At 70.3% G+C, this 15,606-nt stretch carries 18 protein-coding genes; 4 read left to right on the forward strand and 14 right to left on the reverse strand.

Annotation, left to right across the window (positions count from 1 at the left end; genetic code table 11):
- Positions 1–230: 230 nt before the first annotated feature.
- Together COA07_RS15415 and COA07_RS15420 are read left to right on the forward strand one after the other, a co-directional pair.
- Complete coding sequence (locus tag COA07_RS15415; protein ID WP_066711945.1) at positions 231–1,304, forward strand: endonuclease/exonuclease/phosphatase family protein; 1,074 nt, start codon at positions 231–233, stop codon at positions 1,302–1,304.
- 47 nt (positions 1,305–1,351) lie between these two features.
- Positions 1,352–2,143 (forward strand): DUF72 domain-containing protein, encoded by a 792-nt coding sequence (locus COA07_RS15420; protein WP_066711946.1) that lies wholly within the window; start codon positions 1,352–1,354, stop codon positions 2,141–2,143.
- Positions 2,144–2,150: 7 nt separating this feature from the next.
- Here COA07_RS15420 and COA07_RS15425 read toward each other — a convergent pair whose 3' ends face one another.
- From COA07_RS15425 to COA07_RS15465, 9 genes are read right to left on the reverse strand one after another with little or no spacing between them, the layout of a single operon-like run.
- Positions 2,151–2,849 carry an HTTM domain-containing protein gene (locus COA07_RS15425; protein WP_066711947.1) on the reverse strand — a complete coding sequence of 233 codons (699 nt, stop codon included), beginning with the start codon at positions 2,847–2,849 and terminating at the stop codon, positions 2,151–2,153.
- The gene (locus COA07_RS15430) at positions 2,846–3,298 is read right to left on the reverse strand and encodes a hypothetical protein (RefSeq protein WP_096641317.1); all 453 of its coding nucleotides are present in this window, start codon (positions 3,296–3,298) and stop codon (positions 2,846–2,848) included. Before COA07_RS15430 ends, COA07_RS15425 begins: the two co-directional genes overlap by 4 nt.
- 31 nt (positions 3,299–3,329) lie before the next feature.
- The gene (gene ribH, locus COA07_RS15435; RefSeq protein WP_066711952.1) at positions 3,330–3,749 is read right to left on the reverse strand and encodes a 6,7-dimethyl-8-ribityllumazine synthase; all 420 of its coding nucleotides are present in this window, start codon (positions 3,747–3,749) and stop codon (positions 3,330–3,332) included.
- A complete protein-coding gene (ribB, locus tag COA07_RS15440; protein ID WP_066711954.1) occupies positions 3,749–4,882 on the reverse strand; it encodes a 3,4-dihydroxy-2-butanone-4-phosphate synthase in 1,134 nt (377 codons plus the stop codon). The genes ribH and ribB overlap by 1 nt, the downstream gene beginning before the upstream one ends.
- Positions 4,872–5,489: a riboflavin synthase gene (locus COA07_RS15445; RefSeq protein ID WP_066711956.1), complete on the reverse strand. Its 618-nt coding sequence runs from the start codon at positions 5,487–5,489 to the stop codon at positions 4,872–4,874. The genes ribB and COA07_RS15445 overlap by 11 nt, the downstream gene beginning before the upstream one ends.
- Positions 5,490–5,497: 8 nt before the next feature.
- A complete protein-coding gene (ribD, locus tag COA07_RS15450) occupies positions 5,498–6,463 on the reverse strand; it encodes a bifunctional diaminohydroxyphosphoribosylaminopyrimidine deaminase/5-amino-6-(5-phosphoribosylamino)uracil reductase RibD (RefSeq protein ID WP_096641318.1) in 966 nt (321 codons plus the stop codon).
- Positions 6,464–6,470: 7 nt separating this feature from the next.
- Entirely contained in the window at positions 6,471–6,821 is a 351-nt protein-coding gene (locus COA07_RS15455; protein WP_066711713.1) for a hypothetical protein, read from the reverse strand.
- 17 nt (positions 6,822–6,838) lie between these two features.
- The gene (locus COA07_RS15460; protein ID WP_066711714.1) at positions 6,839–8,176 is read right to left on the reverse strand and encodes a glutamate--tRNA ligase; all 1,338 of its coding nucleotides are present in this window, start codon (positions 8,174–8,176) and stop codon (positions 6,839–6,841) included.
- A gap of 40 nt (positions 8,177–8,216) precedes the next feature.
- Positions 8,217–8,741 (reverse strand): YcxB family protein, encoded by a 525-nt coding sequence (locus COA07_RS15465; protein WP_066711715.1) that lies wholly within the window; start codon positions 8,739–8,741, stop codon positions 8,217–8,219.
- Positions 8,742–8,828: 87 nt separating this feature from the next.
- Here COA07_RS15465 and COA07_RS15470 point away from each other — a divergent pair, with 87 nt between their 5' ends.
- Positions 8,829–9,764 carry a ribose-phosphate pyrophosphokinase gene (locus COA07_RS15470; protein WP_066487524.1) on the forward strand — a complete coding sequence of 312 codons (936 nt, stop codon included), beginning with the start codon at positions 8,829–8,831 and terminating at the stop codon, positions 9,762–9,764.
- Between the two features lie 291 nt (positions 9,765–10,055).
- Here the strand turns inward: COA07_RS15470 and COA07_RS15475 are convergent, their stop codons facing one another.
- Positions 10,056–10,382 (reverse strand): pilus assembly protein PilZ, encoded by a 327-nt coding sequence (locus COA07_RS15475; RefSeq protein WP_096641319.1) that lies wholly within the window; start codon positions 10,380–10,382, stop codon positions 10,056–10,058.
- A gap of 25 nt (positions 10,383–10,407) precedes the next feature.
- Complete coding sequence (locus COA07_RS15480; RefSeq protein WP_083956922.1) at positions 10,408–10,941, reverse strand: sterol desaturase family protein; 534 nt, start codon at positions 10,939–10,941, stop codon at positions 10,408–10,410.
- A gap of 52 nt (positions 10,942–10,993) precedes the next feature.
- Here COA07_RS15480 and COA07_RS15485 point away from each other — a divergent pair, with 52 nt between their 5' ends.
- A complete protein-coding gene (locus COA07_RS15485) occupies positions 10,994–12,580 on the forward strand; it encodes a lysine--tRNA ligase (RefSeq protein WP_066711718.1) in 1,587 nt (528 codons plus the stop codon).
- A gap of 466 nt (positions 12,581–13,046) precedes the next feature.
- Here COA07_RS15485 and COA07_RS18360 read toward each other — a convergent pair whose 3' ends face one another.
- The 3 genes from COA07_RS18360 to hemC are packed head-to-tail and all read right to left on the reverse strand — an operon-like array spanning position 13,047 to position 15,565.
- Complete coding sequence (locus COA07_RS18360) at positions 13,047–13,979, reverse strand: hypothetical protein (RefSeq protein WP_096641320.1); 933 nt, start codon at positions 13,977–13,979, stop codon at positions 13,047–13,049.
- A gap of 24 nt (positions 13,980–14,003) precedes the next feature.
- Complete coding sequence (locus COA07_RS15495; protein ID WP_096641321.1) at positions 14,004–14,669, reverse strand: uroporphyrinogen-III synthase; 666 nt, start codon at positions 14,667–14,669, stop codon at positions 14,004–14,006.
- Positions 14,669–15,565: a hydroxymethylbilane synthase gene (gene hemC, locus COA07_RS15500; RefSeq protein WP_066713721.1), complete on the reverse strand. Its 897-nt coding sequence runs from the start codon at positions 15,563–15,565 to the stop codon at positions 14,669–14,671. The genes COA07_RS15495 and hemC overlap by 1 nt, the downstream gene beginning before the upstream one ends.
- Positions 15,566–15,606 lie beyond the last annotated feature (41 nt).

Here is a 15,606-nt window from a genome sequence, read left to right on the forward strand (position 1 = left end):
CTCAATGACGAGGCACCCGCCACCATCCAGACCATCACCGAACGCTTGCGAGACCGTGCTCAGGCGGTCAGCGAAGCGGCTGAGAATGGTGCCACGGCTGATTTCCCTTCGCCCGCTCCAGCGACTTTTCCGACATCGACGGGATTCTCGCCTTCGGGCCACGCGGGCTTCTCACCGCCGCGATCGCCCATTAGCATCCGCGCTCAGGTCCGATCCGGGGGAGGTGCGCGATGCCCTATTATGCCAGCTTGCGGCGGGAGGCGCCGGCCGTCCGCGCGCGGATCGCCGCCGGGCTGTTGCGGTTGCGGCAGGCGATCGTCGACCAGGGGGTGCCGCCGCGCACGCTGGCGGGCGACGTGCTGATCGCCAGCTGGAACATCCGCGAGTTCGACAGCCGCAAATATGGCGGCCGGCTGACCGACGCCTTCTATTACATCGCCGAAATCCTCAGCCATTTCGACCTGATCGCGATCCAGGAAGTGCGTGAGGACCTGTCGGCACTGGAAAGGGTGCAGGGGCTGCTGGGCAGCTGGTGGAAATATGTCGTCACCGACGTCACCGACCGCGCGCTGGGCGGCAATGGCGAGCGGATGGCGTTCCTCTACGACAGCCGCAAGGTCACGTTCGGCGGGCTGGCCGGCGAGATCGTGCTGCCGCCGTCGAAGGTCGATACCGAAGTGCTGCAATTCGCGCGCACGCCGTTCGTCTGCGGCTTCCGCGCGGGCTGGGCGAAGATCGACCTGTGCACCGTCCATATCTATTACGGCGAAAGCCAGCCGCTCGACGCCCGCCGCCTGGCGGAGATCCGCCACCTCGCCGGCTTCCTGTCGAAACGCGCGAAGAAGGCCGCGCAGCCGCCCGCGGGCAAGGGCGCCGCCGTCGTGGCACGCGCGCCCGAACCGGACACGATGATCCTGCTGGGCGACTTCAACATCTTCGACCCCAAGGACGCGACCTTGAAGGCGATCACCGATGCCGGCTTCGTCGTTCCCAAGGTGCTGACCGATCGCAAGGGCAGCAACATGGGCAAGGACAAATTCTACGACCAGATCGCGGTATGGCGCGGCAAGCGCTTCGACGAGACGCCGCGCGGCGGCGTGTTCGATTTCTACGAAGCGGTGTTCCGTGCCGAGGACGAGGCGCTCTACACGCCGGAGATGAGGCCGACCAAATCGGGCAAGCCGCCGAAGTACAAGGAATGGAAGACCTACCAGATGTCCGACCATCTGGTGCTGTGGTCGGCGTTCAAGGTCGATTTCGCGCAGGATTACCTGACCGATCTCAGCCGCGTCGGTCCGGAATAGCGCGCGCGGGCTTTGCGGCGGCACGCCGGCTGCCCTAGCGTCGCACGATGACCTCCCCCATCCGAATCGGCATCGGCGGCTGGACCTACGAGCCGTGGCGCGACAGTTTCTATCCGCCCAAATGGCCGCAGAAGCGCGAGCTGGAATATGCCAGCCGCCACGTCACCGCGATCGAGGTCAACGGCACCTTCTATTCCTCGTTCAAGCCAGCGACCTTCGCGGGGTGGCGCGATACCGCGCCCGACGGCTTCGTCTTCGCGCTGAAGGCGTCGCGCTATTGCGTGTCGCGCAAGCGGCTGGGCGAGGCGGGCGAATCGGTCGCGCGGTTCGTCGGACAGGGGATCGTCGAGCTGGGGGAGAAGCTGGGGCCGATCCTGTGGCAATTGCCCGCGACCAAGGCGTTCGACCCCGACGACATCGCCGCCTTCCTGGCGCTGCTGCCCGCCGCCGAGGGCGGGGTGACGCTGCGCCACGCGATCCAGGTGCGGCACGCCAGCTTCCTGGTGCCGGACTTCGTCGCGCTGTGCCGCGCCGCCGGGGTGGCGATCGTCTTCGCCGATTCGGCGGACCATCCCGCACTCGCCGACGTGTCGGGCGACTTCACCTATGCGCGGCTGGAGAATGCGCGCGAGGAGGAACCGGCCGGCTACGCCCCCGCCGCGCTCGATCGCTGGGCGCAGGTCGCGCGCGGCTGGGCGGCCGGGGAAAGCCCCGCGGACTTGCCCTATGTCGCCGAACCGCCGCCGGTGCGCCCGCGCGACGCCTTCGTCTTCTTCATCAACGGCGCGAAGGTCCGCGCGCCGCACGGTGCAATGGCGCTGATCGAACGGGTGGGGTGACCGCCGCTCAGCGCAGGATGCGGTCGTGGAGCCACAGGATCGACGGATACGCCGCGATCCAGATCCAGAAGAAGCGGTTCAGCCCGAACAGGCAGGCGTTGGCGAGGTGGAACAGCGCCGCCACCGCCAGCGCCGCGATCAGCGCCGGTCGCGACAGGAAGGCGAGCGGCAGCGCCAGTTCGAACAGGATCACCCCCCAGCCGGCGACCAGCAACAGCCGCGGGCGTCCCGCCAGCGCGCGCCAATTCTCGCCCGCCGGATAGGCGGACAGCGCAAAGACGTCGCGCAGCGCGCGGCCCCGCCGCCACGCCGGGTTCACCAGCTTCACCCAGCCGGCGATCGCGTAGCTGAGCAGCAATTGCATCGCCAGATAGCCGAACGCCGCCTCGCGCGCCGCGGGCAGCCACCATGCCAGCGTCAGGCACACCAGCAGCAACAGGCTCATCCGGTCCGCGCCGCCGTTATACGGCCCGTTGAAGAACGGCAGGATCGCGAGATGGAGGAGGACCAGCGCCGCCAGCAGCGCCAGCACCGCCGCGGGGGCCAGCGGCACCGCCGCCAGCAGCGCGGCGGACAGCATGATCCGCGCCGCGAACAGCCGCCGCTCCGCTGGCCGCGCGGCGGGGCGCAGATGCTCGGCGCTCTGCTGGACGAACGCCGCCGCCATCATGGCGGTGCTCGCCGCGATCGCGCCGTCCAGCGTCATGCGTGGTCCGGAATCGCGAACGGATCGGTGCAATGGACGACCTGCTCGCCCAGCCGCTCGCCATCCTCGCCGCGCGCGACCAGCCGGATGCGCACCTGCGCGAACGCCGCCCCTGCCCCGTGCCGCGACAGATGGCGCGAGACGCGCATCACCAGCTCCCGCTCGCTATGCGCGCGCGTCGCCGCGTCGGGATCGTGGATCAGGCGCTCGGCGAGGCTGACCAGGAACAGATTTTCGTTCCACTGCGCATTCCACACCAGCCGCCGCAGCATCGCGCCGACGGTCAGCACCGCCGGGCGCGGGCGGAATTCGTGCCAGTCCGCCGCCTCGTCATCGGGACCGGCGAGCAGCGCATGGTCGATCCGCGGGCTGGCGGCGACCGTGTCGAAGAATCGCCACGACGGCACCACCGCGGGCAGCAGCAGGCGCAATCCGGCGAACGGGTACATCAGCGCCGCCCCCCGGCCACCGCGCCGCGCGTCAGCCCAGCCGGTCCTTCAGGTCCAGCATCGCCAGCGCCGCCTTCGCCGCGCCGCCGCCCTTGTCCAGCTGCGCCGGATCGGCGCGCGCGATCGCCTGCGCTTCGTCCTCGGTCGTCAGGATGCCGTTGCCGATCGCGACGCCGTCCATGGTCAGCGCCATGATCCCGCGCGCGCTTTCGTTGGCGACGATCTCGAAATGATAGGTTTCGCCGCGGATCACCACGCCCAGCGCGACGAACGCGTCCCAGCGCCCGCTCTCGGACGCCAGCGCGATCGCGCCGGGCACTTCCAGCGCGCCGGGCACGGTCAGCACCTCGGCATGATGGCCAGCGCCCTCGATCGCGGCCTTCGCGCCCGCCACCAGCATGTCGTTCAGATGGTCGTAGAAGCGCGCTTCCACGATCAGCACATTGGCCATCAGTCGATTTCCCTTTCGCCGACGATCGACAGGCCATAGCCGTCGAGCCCGACCAGCGTGTGATGCGTATTGGTCAACAGCACCATGTCGTGCACGCCCAGTTCGGCCAGGATCATCGCGCCAACGCCATAATCGCGCAATTCCTCCATCGGCAGGTCGATCGGCTCGCCCGCCTTGCGCCGCACCGCGGTGGTGAAGGCATCCTCGCGCTGGCGGTTGACGACGACGATCACGCCCGCGCCCTCGCTCGCGATGATCTCCATCGACCGCGACAGGATCTGGCTGCGCTCGCTGTCCTCGCCGAACATGTCGGCGAACGGCGACAGCGCGTGCATCCGCACCAGCGTGGGGCGCGCGGGGTCGATGCGCCCCTTCACCAGCGCGATCTGTTCGGTGCCGGTCGCCTTGTTGCGATAGGCGCGCACGCTCCAGTCGCCGCCCCAGCGGCTCTTGAACGGCGCCTCGGACACCAGCTCGACCAGATGGTCGTGGCGCCGGCGATAGGCGATCAGGTCGCGGATCGTGCCGATCTTGAGCGAATGGAGCTGTGCGAACGACACCAGATCGTCCAGCCGGGCCATCGTCCCGTCCTCGTTCATGATCTCGCAGATCACGCCCGAGGGGTTGAGCCCGGCCAGCCGCGACACGTCGACCGCCGCCTCGGTATGGCCGGCGCGCACCAGCACGCCGCCGTCGCGCGCGACCAGCGGAAAGACGTGGCCCGGCGTCACGATGTCGGCCTTGTCCTTGGTCGAATCGATCGCCACCGCGACGGTGCGCGCGCGGTCGGCGGCGGAAATGCCGGTGGTGACGCCCTCGCGCGCCTCGATCGAGACGGTGAAGGCGGTTTCGTGCCGGGTGCCGTTGTTGCGGCTCATCAACGGCAGGCCGAGCACGTCGACGCGCGACTTGGTCATCGCCAGACAGATCAGCCCGCGGCCGTGGCGCGCCATGAAGTTGATCTTCTCCGGCGTCGCCATCTGCGCGGGGATGACCAGATCACCTTCGTTCTCCCGGTCCTCGTCATCGACCAGGATGAACATGCGCCCGTTGCGCGCCTCCTCGATGATCTCCTCGGGCGAGGAAAGGTATCCGTGGCGCAGGCGCGCCAACTCCGCGGGCTTAGCGACCACGATAATGCTCCATCCGTTGCAGGTAACGCGCCAGCACGTCGATCTCGATATTGACGGCGACGCCGGCGTCCAGCGCGCCCAGCGTCGTCACCGCCTGGGTATGCGGGATCAGGTTGATCGCGAAATGCGTCGATCCGCCGTCCCCGGCATCCTCGTCGCGCACCTCGTTGACGGTCAGAGACACGCCGTCGACCGTCACCGATCCCTTGGGCGCCAGGAACGGCGCCAGATCGGCGGTGACGCGAAAGCCGATGCGCTTCGAATCGCCGTCGGCGACGACGCCGGTCACCTCGGCCACGCCGTCGACATGGCCGGTGACGATGTGCCCGCCCAGTTCGTCGCCCAGCTTCATCGCGCGTTCCAGGTTCAGCCGCCGCCCCTGCGTCCACTGCCCCTGCGCGGTGCGTGCGATCGTTTCGCCCGACACGTCGACCGCGAACCAGCCCGGCCCCTTGTCCACCACGGTCAGGCACACACCTGAACAGGCGATCGACGCGCCCATGTCGACGGTGGCGGTGTCGTAAGCGGTGTCGATCACGACGCGCGTGTCGCCGCGCCGCTCCACGTCGCGGATGGTGCCGATATCGGTGACGATGCCCGTGAACATAAACCCTCTCAGCCCGCCTCGTAGACCTCGATCCGGTCGCTGCCAAGCTGGCGCGCGTCGTGCAACCGCCAGCGCCCGTGCGCCTGTCCCAGATCGGCCAGCCCGATGTCGGGCAGCGTCCGCCCGCCGCCGATCACGATCGGCGCGCGATACAGCAGCAGCCGATCGACCAGCCCGGCGCGCAGGAAGGCGGCGGCGGTCGCCATCCCGCCCTCGATCAGCACATGGTCGCCCGGCAGCGCCGCGATCCCGTGCGGCGAGGCGATCCGCACCACATTGTCGGGCAGCCCCTCATCCCGCGACGACAGCACGACGCGCACCGGGCCGCGATGCTCCAGCCCCGCCAGCCGCACGTCCAGCCGCGGGCGGTCCGCCTCCCACGTGCCGCGCCCGACCAGGATCGCTTCGTGCCGGCTGCGTTCCAGATGCGCGTGCGCACGCGCCCCCGCGCCGGTGATCCACTGGCTGCGCCCGTCCGCCATCGCCGCTGCGCCGTCCAGCGACACCGCCAGTTTCAGCGCCACCAGCGGGCGCGCCGCGCGCCGCCGCGTCAGGAAACCGGCCATGGTGCGCCGCGCGGCATCCTCGCCGACGCCGGTCGCCACCTCGATCCCGGCGGCGCGCAGCCGCGCGATCCCCTGTCCGTCGGTACGCGGATCGGGATCGCGCAGCGCCACGACGACGCGCGCCACCCCGGCGGCGATCAGCAGGTCGCTGCACGCCGGCCCGCGCGGGGAGACATGCGCGCATGGCTCCAGCGTGACGAATGCGGTCGCACCGCGCGCCCGCGCACCGGCCTGCGCCAGCGCCGCGGCCTCGGCATGGGGGCGCCCGCCCGCCTGGGTCCAGCCGCGGCCGGCGACGCGGCCGTGCGCGTCGACGATGACGCAGCCGACATTGGGGTTGGGCGCGGTCCGCCCGCGCGTCCGCTCCGCCAGCGCCACCGCCGCCGCCATCCAGCGAGTGTCGTCCATCAACGTATCAGATGCCCAGCGCGTCGAGCTTCTCGTCCAGCCGCTTGAACCCCTGGCGCAGCTTTTCCTCGCGCGCCTTCTGCTCGCGCTCGGCGATGACGCGCTTGGCCTGGTCGATCTTCTGCTGCGCGACGATCTGCTCGTCGGTGCGGTCCAGCGTCCATTGCTGGAAGTAGATGATGTTGGGCTTGTACGGCTTCTCGAAGTGCGAATCGACGAAGAACGCCCAGATGATCAGCGCGGTGATCGTGAGCGACAGCGCGAAGAAGCTCCATTCGTATCGCTCGCGCGTGCGCAGGAAGAAGCGCAGGTCGCGGTACGCATTGGTCGGCGACAGACGGGCGAGGAACGTGGGCATCGCGATAATATAGGCGTTTACGCGCCGCTGTTCGAGTCCAGCCGCGCGACCGCACGCTCGCGCCCGATCAGCGGCAGCAGCGCGGCCATGTCCGGACCATGATCGCGCCCGGTCAGCGCGCGGCGCAGCGGCAGGAACAGCGGCTTGCCCTTGCGCCCGGTCGCGTCCTTCAACGCGGCGGTCAGCGCGTGCCACGGGTCCGCGCCCCAGTCGATCGTCCGCGCGATCGCGGCGGCCTCGCGCAGATAGGCGGCATCGTCCGGATCGGGCGCGGGGGCATCCACCGGTCCCTCGACCACCGCCCACCAGTCCGCCGCCTCCGCGACGGTCGCCAGATTGGGGCGCACCGCTTCCCACGCCGCGGCGTCCATCCCCGGCGGCAGGCGATCGGCGACCGCGTCATACGCCAGCTGGTGGACGATGCGCGCATTGACCTGCGCCAGCTCGCGCTCGTCGAAGCGCGCCGGCGCGCGGCCGAAATGCGCGAAGTCGAATGCGGCGACCAGCGGCGCGGGATCGGCCAGCGGCTCGACCGGCTGGCTGGTGCCCAGCCGCGCCAGCAGCGACACGATCGCCGCCGGTTCGATCCCCTCGTCGCGCAGCGCCTCGACGCCCAGGCTGCCCAGCCGCTTCGACAATTTGCCCTCCGCCCCGGTCAGCAGCGCCTCGTGCGCGAAGGCGGGGGGCGCCACGCCCATTGCGGCGAACATCTGCAACTGCAGCGCGGTGTTCGTCACGTGATCCTCGCCGCGCACGACATGCGTCACACCCATGTCGCGGTCGTCGATCGCGCTGGGCAGCATGTACAGCCACGATCCGTCGGCGCGGCGGATGACGGGATCGCTCATCGTGCGCGGATCGAACGCCTGCGCCCCGCGGATCAGGTCGTCCCAGGCGATCGGCGCGTCGTGATCCAGCCGGAACCGCCAGTGCGGGCGCGTGCCGTCCGCCTCCAGCGCGGCGCGATCCGCATCGCTCAGCGCCAGCGCCGCGCGGTCGTACACCGGCGGCAGCCCGCGCCCGCGCGCGATCTTGCGCTTCAGGTCCAGTTCCTGCGCGGTTTCGTACGCGGGATAGATGTGGCCCGCGACGCGCAGTTCGTCGAACACCGCCTCATACCGCTCGAAGCGCGCCGACTGCCGCTCTTCCGCATCGGGCACCAGCCCCAGCCACGCCAGGTCGGCGCGGATCGCGTCGACGAACCGCTCCTCGCTGCGCTGCGCGTCGGTATCGTCGATGCGCAGCACGAACCGCCCGCCGTGGGCGCGCGCGAACATCCAGTTGTGCAGCGCGGTGCGGATGTTGCCGACGTGCAGGGTGCCGGTCGGCGACGGCGCGAAACGGGTGACGATCATCCCGGCCGTGTAGGTAGCCCCCGGCGGCGCGGCAACCGCGTCAGCGCCGCTCCACCCCCGCCGCCGCGATCAGCGCGATCGCCGCCTCCAGCTGATTGTCGGCAAAGGCACGTCGCGGGACGAAATAGGCGAGGTAATCGTTGCTGTAGAGCAGCATGACGTCGCGCCCCAGGTGCCAGTAGGGAAAGTCGCTCCACGGAATCCGCACATCCGCGCGCTCGCTGACCTGCCGCATCCCCTCCGCATCGAAGGTCGTGCGATGTTCGTGGTGCAGCGTGCGCTGCTGCGCGAACAGCCGGCGCGACCGACGCGGCAGCAACCACCACGTGATCGCCGCCAGCAGCGCTATCCCGATCAGCCCGCCGCCAAGGCCACCCGCCGCCGCGCCCAGCGCCGCGTCCATCCCCGCCGGCAGCACGACGATCACCACCACGACGATCGCGGCCACCACCAGCAACGCCATGCGGATCATCACCCGGCGCGACCGCATCTGCCGCGCGAACATCGTGCGCTGCACGGCGATATAATCCTCCGGTGTGGGCGTGAACGCGACCTCGACCATCATCGACCCTCCCGTGCGTCACATGGCTTTCACAAACGCCCGGCGCCCTCTATGGCGCGCGCATCTTCTTCCATCATGGACGGGCGACCCATGAAGCTTCTGGCGGGCAATTCCAACCTTCCCCTGTCTCGCGCGATCGCGAACTACCTCGAAATCCCGCTGACCGAGGCGCTGGTGCGCCGGTTCGCGGACGAGGAAATCTTCGTCGAGATCATGGAGAACGTCCGCGGCGAGGACGTGTTCGTCATCCAGTCGACCAGCTATCCCGCCAACGACAATCTGATGGAATTGCTGATCATCATCGACGCGCTGAAGCGCGCGTCGGCCAAGCGGATCACCGCGGTCCTCCCCTATTTCGGCTATGCCCGGCAGGACCGGAAGCCCGGCCCGCGCACGCCCATCTCGGCCAAGCTGGTCGCCAACCTCATCACCACCGCCGGCGCGGACCGCGTGCTGTCGGTCGATCTGCACGCCGGGCAGATCCAGGGCTTCTTCGACATTCCCACCGACAACCTGTTCGCCGCGCCGGTGATGAGCGCGGACATCCGCTCGCGCTTCGGCGAGAAGAACCTGATGGTCGTTTCCCCCGACGTCGGCGGCGTGGTGCGCGCGCGCGCCCTGTCGAAGCGGCTGGACAATGCCCCGCTCGCGATCGTCGACAAGCGCCGCGAGCGCGCGGGCGAATCGGAGGTGATGAATATCATCGGCGACGTCGAGGGGCGCTTCTGCATCCTGATCGACGATATCGTCGATTCGGCCGGAACGCTGTGCAACGCCGCCGCCGCGCTGAAGGAAGCCGGCGCCGAGGACGTCGTCGCCTATGTCACGCACGGCGTGCTGTCGGGCGGGGCGGTCGCGCGGGTCGAGGGGTCGGCGCTCCACGAACTGGTCATCACCGATTCGATCGGCAACCAGGAAGCGATCGCCGGCGCGCAGAAGATCCGCCACCTGACGATCGCCCCGCTGCTGGCCGAGGCGGTGCGCCGCATCGCCGACGAATCGAGCGTGAGCAGTTTGTTCGATTGACGGTCGCAGGCGCGGCGACGTCCGCGCCGCTGCGCCCGCGCGCAGCGACCGGCACGGCCGGCGGGTCGGCCCAAGGGCCGAACCCGTCCGACGACGCAGGCTTCGCCCGCGGCGCTGCCGGCGATTCCTGACCTGCTGATCTGACAAAAAACATTTCGCCGCGGGCAACAGCATGTCCTGAGCGCCTGCCTTGCAGGTAGCCGAAGGGCCCGCGTCGTCGGACGGGCCGGCTGTCGCTGCCCGCCGGCCGGGCAATCGTTTCGCTACGCCAACGGCGCGGCGTCGCCGCCCCTACCGATTGCCCAGTGCAACGATGTGGCCGAACACCGCGGGATGCAGCGGCTTGCTGAACGCGCAGCCGTAGCTGGTCTTGTCGCGCCACGCGACCACCGCCTCCAGCGCGGCGAGGCCGGGCAGCGTCAGCCACACCGTCGTTCCCGGCCACATCGTGAAGCTGGTCTGCGCGCGGAATCCGGTGACCGACAGGTCGACGACCTCGATCTCGAACCGGGTCGTCCCGCGATCGCGCAGGTGCGCGCGCATCTTCACCGCGCGGCGCAGTGCGTGGCGGTGATTGTCGTCTTCTGACGGGATGGGCAGCGGGACGGCCTGTTCCATGGCCCCGCACATTGGCAGGATCGGGTTAATCTTCCACAAACGCCGCCGGGGCCGCCGACCGATCCCCCACGGCGCGGCGCACGCCCGCGCGCCCGCGCCGCTTCAGCTCCGCCTTCAGCGCCTCCGGCCGCGGTGCCACCAGGAAGCCGAAGCTGACATTGCCCTCGCGCGTCTCCACCACGTGATGCAGCCGGTGCGCCTGGACGATCCGCTTCATATAGGCCGACTTCGGCAGGTAGCGCGTCGGGATACGCTGATGCACGATCACGTCGTGGAACCCGAAATAAATCGCGCCATAGGCCGCGATCCCCGCGCCAATCCACGTGAACCCGGGCCACCAGCCCAGCTGCACCCCGCCCAGCAGCAGCACGATCGACGGCACGGCGAAGATCACCGCGTACAGATCGTTCAGCTCCCAATTGCCATGGCGCGCGCGATGATGGCTTTCGTGCAGGAACCAGCCCCAGCCATGCATCACCCAGCGGTGCATGACGTAAGCGAAACCCTCCATCAGCGCGACGGTGAGGAGGAACAGGGAAAGCGCGGCCCAGAAGGACATGATCGCGCGCATATAGCCATCGCGGCGCGCGCCCGCTACGTCGCGGTGCATCATGACCGACGATCTCCGCTCCGCCGCCCTCGAATCCAAGGCCTGGCCCTATGAGGAGGCGCGCAAGCTCCTCAAGCGTTACCCGGACGGAAAGCCGGCCAGGGACGGAAAGCCCGAACCGATCCTGTTCGAAACCGGCTACGGTCCGTCGGGCCTGCCGCATATCGGCACGTTCAACGAAGTGCTGCGCACCACGATGGTGCGCAACGCCTTCCACACGCTCAGCGACCTGCCGACCCGGCTGATCGCGTTCAGCGACGATATGGACGGCCTGCGCAAGGTCCCGGACAACGTCCCCAACGGCGACATGCTGCGCGAACACCTGGGCAAGCCGCTGACGCGCATCCCCGATCCGTTCGGCAAGTTCGACAGTTTCGCTGCGCACAACAATGCGATGCTGCGCGACTTCCTCGACCGCTACGGCTTCGACTACGAATTCGCCTCTTCGACCGACTATTACACCTCCGGCCGCTTCGACGACGCGATCCGCGGCGTGCTGCGCCACTGGCAGGGCGTGATGGACGTGATGCTGCCGACGCTGCGCGCCGAACGCCGCGCCACCTACTCGCCGGTGCTGCCGGTCAGCCCGAAGAGCGGGATCGTCCTGCAGGTGCCGGTCGAGGTGGTCGACGCCGAGGCGGGCACGATCGCGTTCGAGGATGAGGGCGAGCGGATCGTCCAGTCCGCGCTCGGTGGCCTCTCGAAGCTGCAATGGAAGGTCGACTGGGCGATGCGCTGGGTCGCGCTGGGCGTCGATTACGAAATGGCGGGCAAGGACCTGATCGATTCGGTCACGCAATCGTCGAAGATCGCGCGCGTGCTCGGCGGCCGCCCGCCCGAAGGCTTCAACTACGAGATGTTCCTCGACGAAAAGGGCGAGAAGATCTCCAAGTCGAAGGGCAACGGCCTGTCGATCGAACAATGGCTGACCTACGGCCCGGAAGAGAGCCTAGCCTTCTACATCTATCGCGAGCCGAAGAAGGCCAAGCAGCTGCACATGGGCGTCATCCCGCGCGCGGTGGACGATTACTGGCAGTTCCGCGGCAATTACGCCGGACAGGCCGCCAAGGAGAAGCTCGGCAACCCGGTCCACCACGTCCATGACGGCCAGCTGCCCGACGGCACGCTGCCGGTGACGTTCGGGCTGCTGCTCAACCTCGTCGGGGTGATGGGCGAAGGCGCGACGCGCGAGCAGGTGTGGGCGTATCTGGCCAATTACGTCGCCGATGCGACCCCCGCCGCCTATCCGGAGCTGGACCGGCTGATCGGCCATGCGCTGGCCTATCACCGCGACCATATCGCCCCGACGCTGAAGCGCCGCGCGCCCGCGGGGGTGGAGGTGGCGGCGCTGGAACGGCTCGACGCCGAACTGGCCGCGCTGCCCGAGGATGCGAGCGCCGAGGACATCCAGAACATCGTCTACGAGATCGGCAAGACGGGTGGCTTCGCCGAACTGCGCGACTGGTTCAAGGCGCTGTACGAAACGCTGCTGGGGTCCAGCCAGGGGCCGCGCATGGGCAGCTTCATCCGCCTGTACGGCATCGCCAACACCCGCGCGCTGATCGGCGAGGCGCTGGCGGCGGCATAGCCTCGCCGCCTGCGCGGTGCGGGCGATCGCTATCCGGGCTGCGCCGCATCGGAAGAAGGTGGATTCGCGCAGAGACGCGGAGGCGCAGAGGGGCGGCGCGTGCCGCCGCGCAGCGGCTTTAGAGACGACGTTGCGGTCAGAGGGTGACGCTGCGCCTCGCGGTTACTCTCCGCGTCTCCGCGCCTCCGCGTGAACCCAGCCACTGCCTCACAAAGGCGGGCGTCCGGCGACCGCAGCACCGATCCCGATCGGACAACCACCCCGCCCGTCACACCGGACGTGTCTAAACGCCTTCCCGTCATGCCGGACGTGTTCCGGCATCCACTGCGCCGCATACCCCGCAGAGGGTTGATGGTGCGGCACGGTGGACCCCGGAACAGGTCCGGGGTGACGAGTGCCGGGGAATTGCACGCCGTAGGACGCCGCTACGATCGAACCCCGTGGCCGAAGGCGAGGGAAGCCCCGCCTAGAACAGCCCGCCGCTCTCCGCCGGTGCCGCCTCGCTCGGCGACGGCGTCGGCGTCGGTATCGCCCCCGGCATCGGCGTCGCCGCGACCGGGGACGCGCGTGGCGGGGCAATCGCGCCGGTGATCGCGGCGGCTTCCAGCGTGTCGAGCGCGCGGCGCGCGTCGATCCAGCGTTGTGCCGCGGCGGTCCAGCTGCCCGCGTCCGCGGCGCCGGGCAGCCGCTTCACCTCGGCCAGCGCGCCCTCGACATTGCCGGTCTCGATCATCCGCCGCGCGCGCGCCAGCCGGTCGGACGGCAGCGGCGATGGCGTGCCCGCCTTGTGGATCACCACCAGGTTGCGCAATTCGGCGCCCAGCCCGCTCCACCAGTCGCTGCGGGCGGCCAGCAGCGTCGGCGCCGCGGCGTTCAGGCTGGTGTGCAGGTCCTCCAGCGTCACCGGCGCGCGCGCCGACCGGATCACGGCGTTGACGTCATTGGGCAGGGTCGGGCCGAACCGCTCGCGCAACTCCCCCTCCAGATAGCCCAGCCCCACCCCGCGCTCGATCGCGCGGCGCGCGGCAAAGGCGGTCAGGATCGCCTCGGCGCGGCCCGCGCGCCCCGCGGCGGCGGCGCTGTCGCTGTCGATCCGCGCCGCGCGCGCCTCCAGATTGGCGAGTTGCGCCGCCAGCGCGCTTTCGCGCAGCGCCAGCGTCGCCGCCTCCGCCGACAGCGCGCTCGTGGCGGGCGCGGCGGCGGTGGGTGCGGGCGCCGGCGTGACGCCGGATGCCGCCGTCGCGGGCGTGCTCGCCGAGGTGCGGAAGAAGCCCGGGGTGTTGCGCACCGCATAGGCCATCAGCCCCAGCCCGATCAGCAGGCCGATGATCGCGATGGTCAGGACGGGGCCGAACCGGGGCCGCGGGGCACTGCGCTCGAAGCCGGAACGGTCGGTCATGCGCCGCTTATCCCCGGCTGCGCGCTACGGGTCAATCGCGAGCCGCACCGCGACCGCGACCAGCGCCGCGTCGCTCGGCTCCGGGGCGATCCCCACCGCCCCCCAGCCGTCGCCCGCCGCGGCCGCGACCGCCGCGCTCAGCGCCGCGATTCGCGTGCCCGATCGCGGCATGTGGCCGATTCCGGCGACGAAATGCGTCGCCGCCCGCACCGAATGGAGCAGCACGACCGCGCCCGACGATGCCGTTTCCAACGCATCTCCCGCGACCGGCCGCGCCTCGCTGGCGTAGACGGTGATCGCGGTGACGCCCGGCAGGTCGATCCGGTCGCGTCCCGCCAGGTGCAGCAGGCGCGCAAATTGCGGCGCCTCGGCGACGGCATCGCGCGCATTGCCCGTCCCGACATGCGCGATACGCAGCCCGGCCTTCGTTGCGGCCGCCGCGGTCGCCGCCCCCACCGCCACCACGGGCAGCGTCGACAGCGCCCGCAGCGCCGCGCCGGCGTGGCGCGGCGCATTCGCACTGGTCAGCAACAGTGCATCGAATCGCGCCGGATCGGGCGGAGTCCATGCCACCGCGCGCGTTTCGAACAGCGGCAGCGCGTGCGCCTCCACCCCTGCGGCGGCCAGCGCGGCACAGGTGCGCGCGGCCCCCGGCGCGGGCCGCAGCACCAGCGCACGGCGCGGCGGCATCAGCCGAACAGGTCGCGCACGACCGCCGGCGCCCCGGCCAGCAGTTCCCCCGCCAGCCGCGCGCCCAGCTCGACCGGATCGTCCCCGCGCGCGCTGCCCTCCACCGAACAGGCGCCATCGGGCGACAGCAGCTGCGCGCGCAGCAGCAACCCGCCGCCGTCCTCCCCCTGCGCCAGCGCCGCCACCGGCGAATGGCAATCCGCCCGCAACGCCGCCAGGAACGCCCGCTCCGTCGCGACCGCGCGATGCGTCGCGGCATCGTCGATCGCCGCGACCAGCGCGCGCGCCGGACCGTCCGCCAGCGTCTCGATCCCGACCGCGCCCTGTGCCGGGGCGGGCAGCATCACGTCCAGCGCGATGACCGCGCCGGTATCGTGCCGCCCCAGCCGCTCCAGCCCCGCCGCGGCGAGCAGCGTCGCGTCCACCTCGCCCGCCGCCAGCTTGCCCAGCCGCGTATCGACATTGCCGCGGAACAGCGTGGTGACAACGTCCGGGCGCAACCGCCGCACCTGCGCGGCGCGGCGCGGGCTGCTGGTGCCGACCGTCGCGCCCTCGGGCAGCGCCGCGATCGTCTCCGCCCCGATCAACCGGTCGCGCACGTCGGCACGCGGCAGCATCGCGGCGATCGCGATCGCATCCGGGCGCAGCGTCTCGACATCCTTCATCGAATGGACGCAGGCGTCGACCTCACCCGCCAGCAGCGCGCGGTCCAGTTCCTTGGTCCACAGAGCCTTGCCGCCGATCTCCGCCAGCGCGCGGTCCTGCACGCGGTCGCCGGTGGTGCGGATCACGACGATCTCGACGTCGTCCCAGCCATGCGCCGCCATCAACGCGTCTCGCACCATACCTGCCTGGGTGAGCGCAAGCGGTGAACCACGGGTGCCGAGCCGGAACATGCCCACCGCCTTGCCGCCTTCGACAACCGGCTGCAACCTCC

It is taken from the genome of Sphingomonas adhaesiva, assembly GCF_002374855.1.
GTDB classification, from domain to species: Bacteria; Pseudomonadota; Alphaproteobacteria; order Sphingomonadales; family Sphingomonadaceae; genus Sphingomonas; species Sphingomonas adhaesiva.

Coding starts and splice junctions, on each gene's coding strand:
- COA07_RS15430 (WP_096641317.1), bottom strand. CDS start 3,298: ATGTACCCGTTCGCCGGATTGCGCCTGCTGCTGCCCGCGGTGGTGCCG.
- COA07_RS15425 (WP_066711947.1), bottom strand. CDS start 2,849: ATGACGCTGGACGGCGCGATCGCGGCGAGCACCGCCATGATGGCGGCG.
- COA07_RS15480 (WP_083956922.1), bottom strand. CDS start 10,941: ATGTCCTTCTGGGCCGCGCTTTCCCTGTTCCTCCTCACCGTCGCGCTG.
- COA07_RS15455 (WP_066711713.1), bottom strand. CDS start 6,821: ATGCCCACGTTCCTCGCCCGTCTGTCGCCGACCAATGCGTACCGCGAC.
- COA07_RS15475 (WP_096641319.1), bottom strand. CDS start 10,382: ATGGAACAGGCCGTCCCGCTGCCCATCCCGTCAGAAGACGACAATCAC.
- ribH (WP_066711952.1), bottom strand. CDS start 3,749: ATGGCCAATGTGCTGATCGTGGAAGCGCGCTTCTACGACCATCTGAAC.
- COA07_RS15445 (WP_066711956.1), bottom strand. CDS start 5,489: ATGTTCACGGGCATCGTCACCGATATCGGCACCATCCGCGACGTGGAG.
- COA07_RS15420 (WP_066711946.1), top strand. CDS start 1,352: ATGACCTCCCCCATCCGAATCGGCATCGGCGGCTGGACCTACGAGCCG.
- hemC (WP_066713721.1), bottom strand. CDS start 15,565: ATGTTCCGGCTCGGCACCCGTGGTTCACCGCTTGCGCTCACCCAGGCA.
- COA07_RS15465 (WP_066711715.1), bottom strand. CDS start 8,741: ATGATGGTCGAGGTCGCGTTCACGCCCACACCGGAGGATTATATCGCC.
- ribD (WP_096641318.1), bottom strand. CDS start 6,463: ATGGACGACACTCGCTGGATGGCGGCGGCGGTGGCGCTGGCGGAGCGG.
- COA07_RS15460 (WP_066711714.1), bottom strand. CDS start 8,176: ATGATCGTCACCCGTTTCGCGCCGTCGCCGACCGGCACCCTGCACGTC.
- COA07_RS15415 (WP_066711945.1), top strand. CDS start 231: ATGCCCTATTATGCCAGCTTGCGGCGGGAGGCGCCGGCCGTCCGCGCG.
- COA07_RS15470 (WP_066487524.1), top strand. CDS start 8,829: ATGAAGCTTCTGGCGGGCAATTCCAACCTTCCCCTGTCTCGCGCGATC.
- COA07_RS15495 (WP_096641321.1), bottom strand. CDS start 14,669: ATGCCGCCGCGCCGTGCGCTGGTGCTGCGGCCCGCGCCGGGGGCCGCG.
- COA07_RS15485 (WP_066711718.1), top strand. CDS start 10,994: ATGACCGACGATCTCCGCTCCGCCGCCCTCGAATCCAAGGCCTGGCCC.
- COA07_RS18360 (WP_096641320.1), bottom strand. CDS start 13,979: ATGACCGACCGTTCCGGCTTCGAGCGCAGTGCCCCGCGGCCCCGGTTC.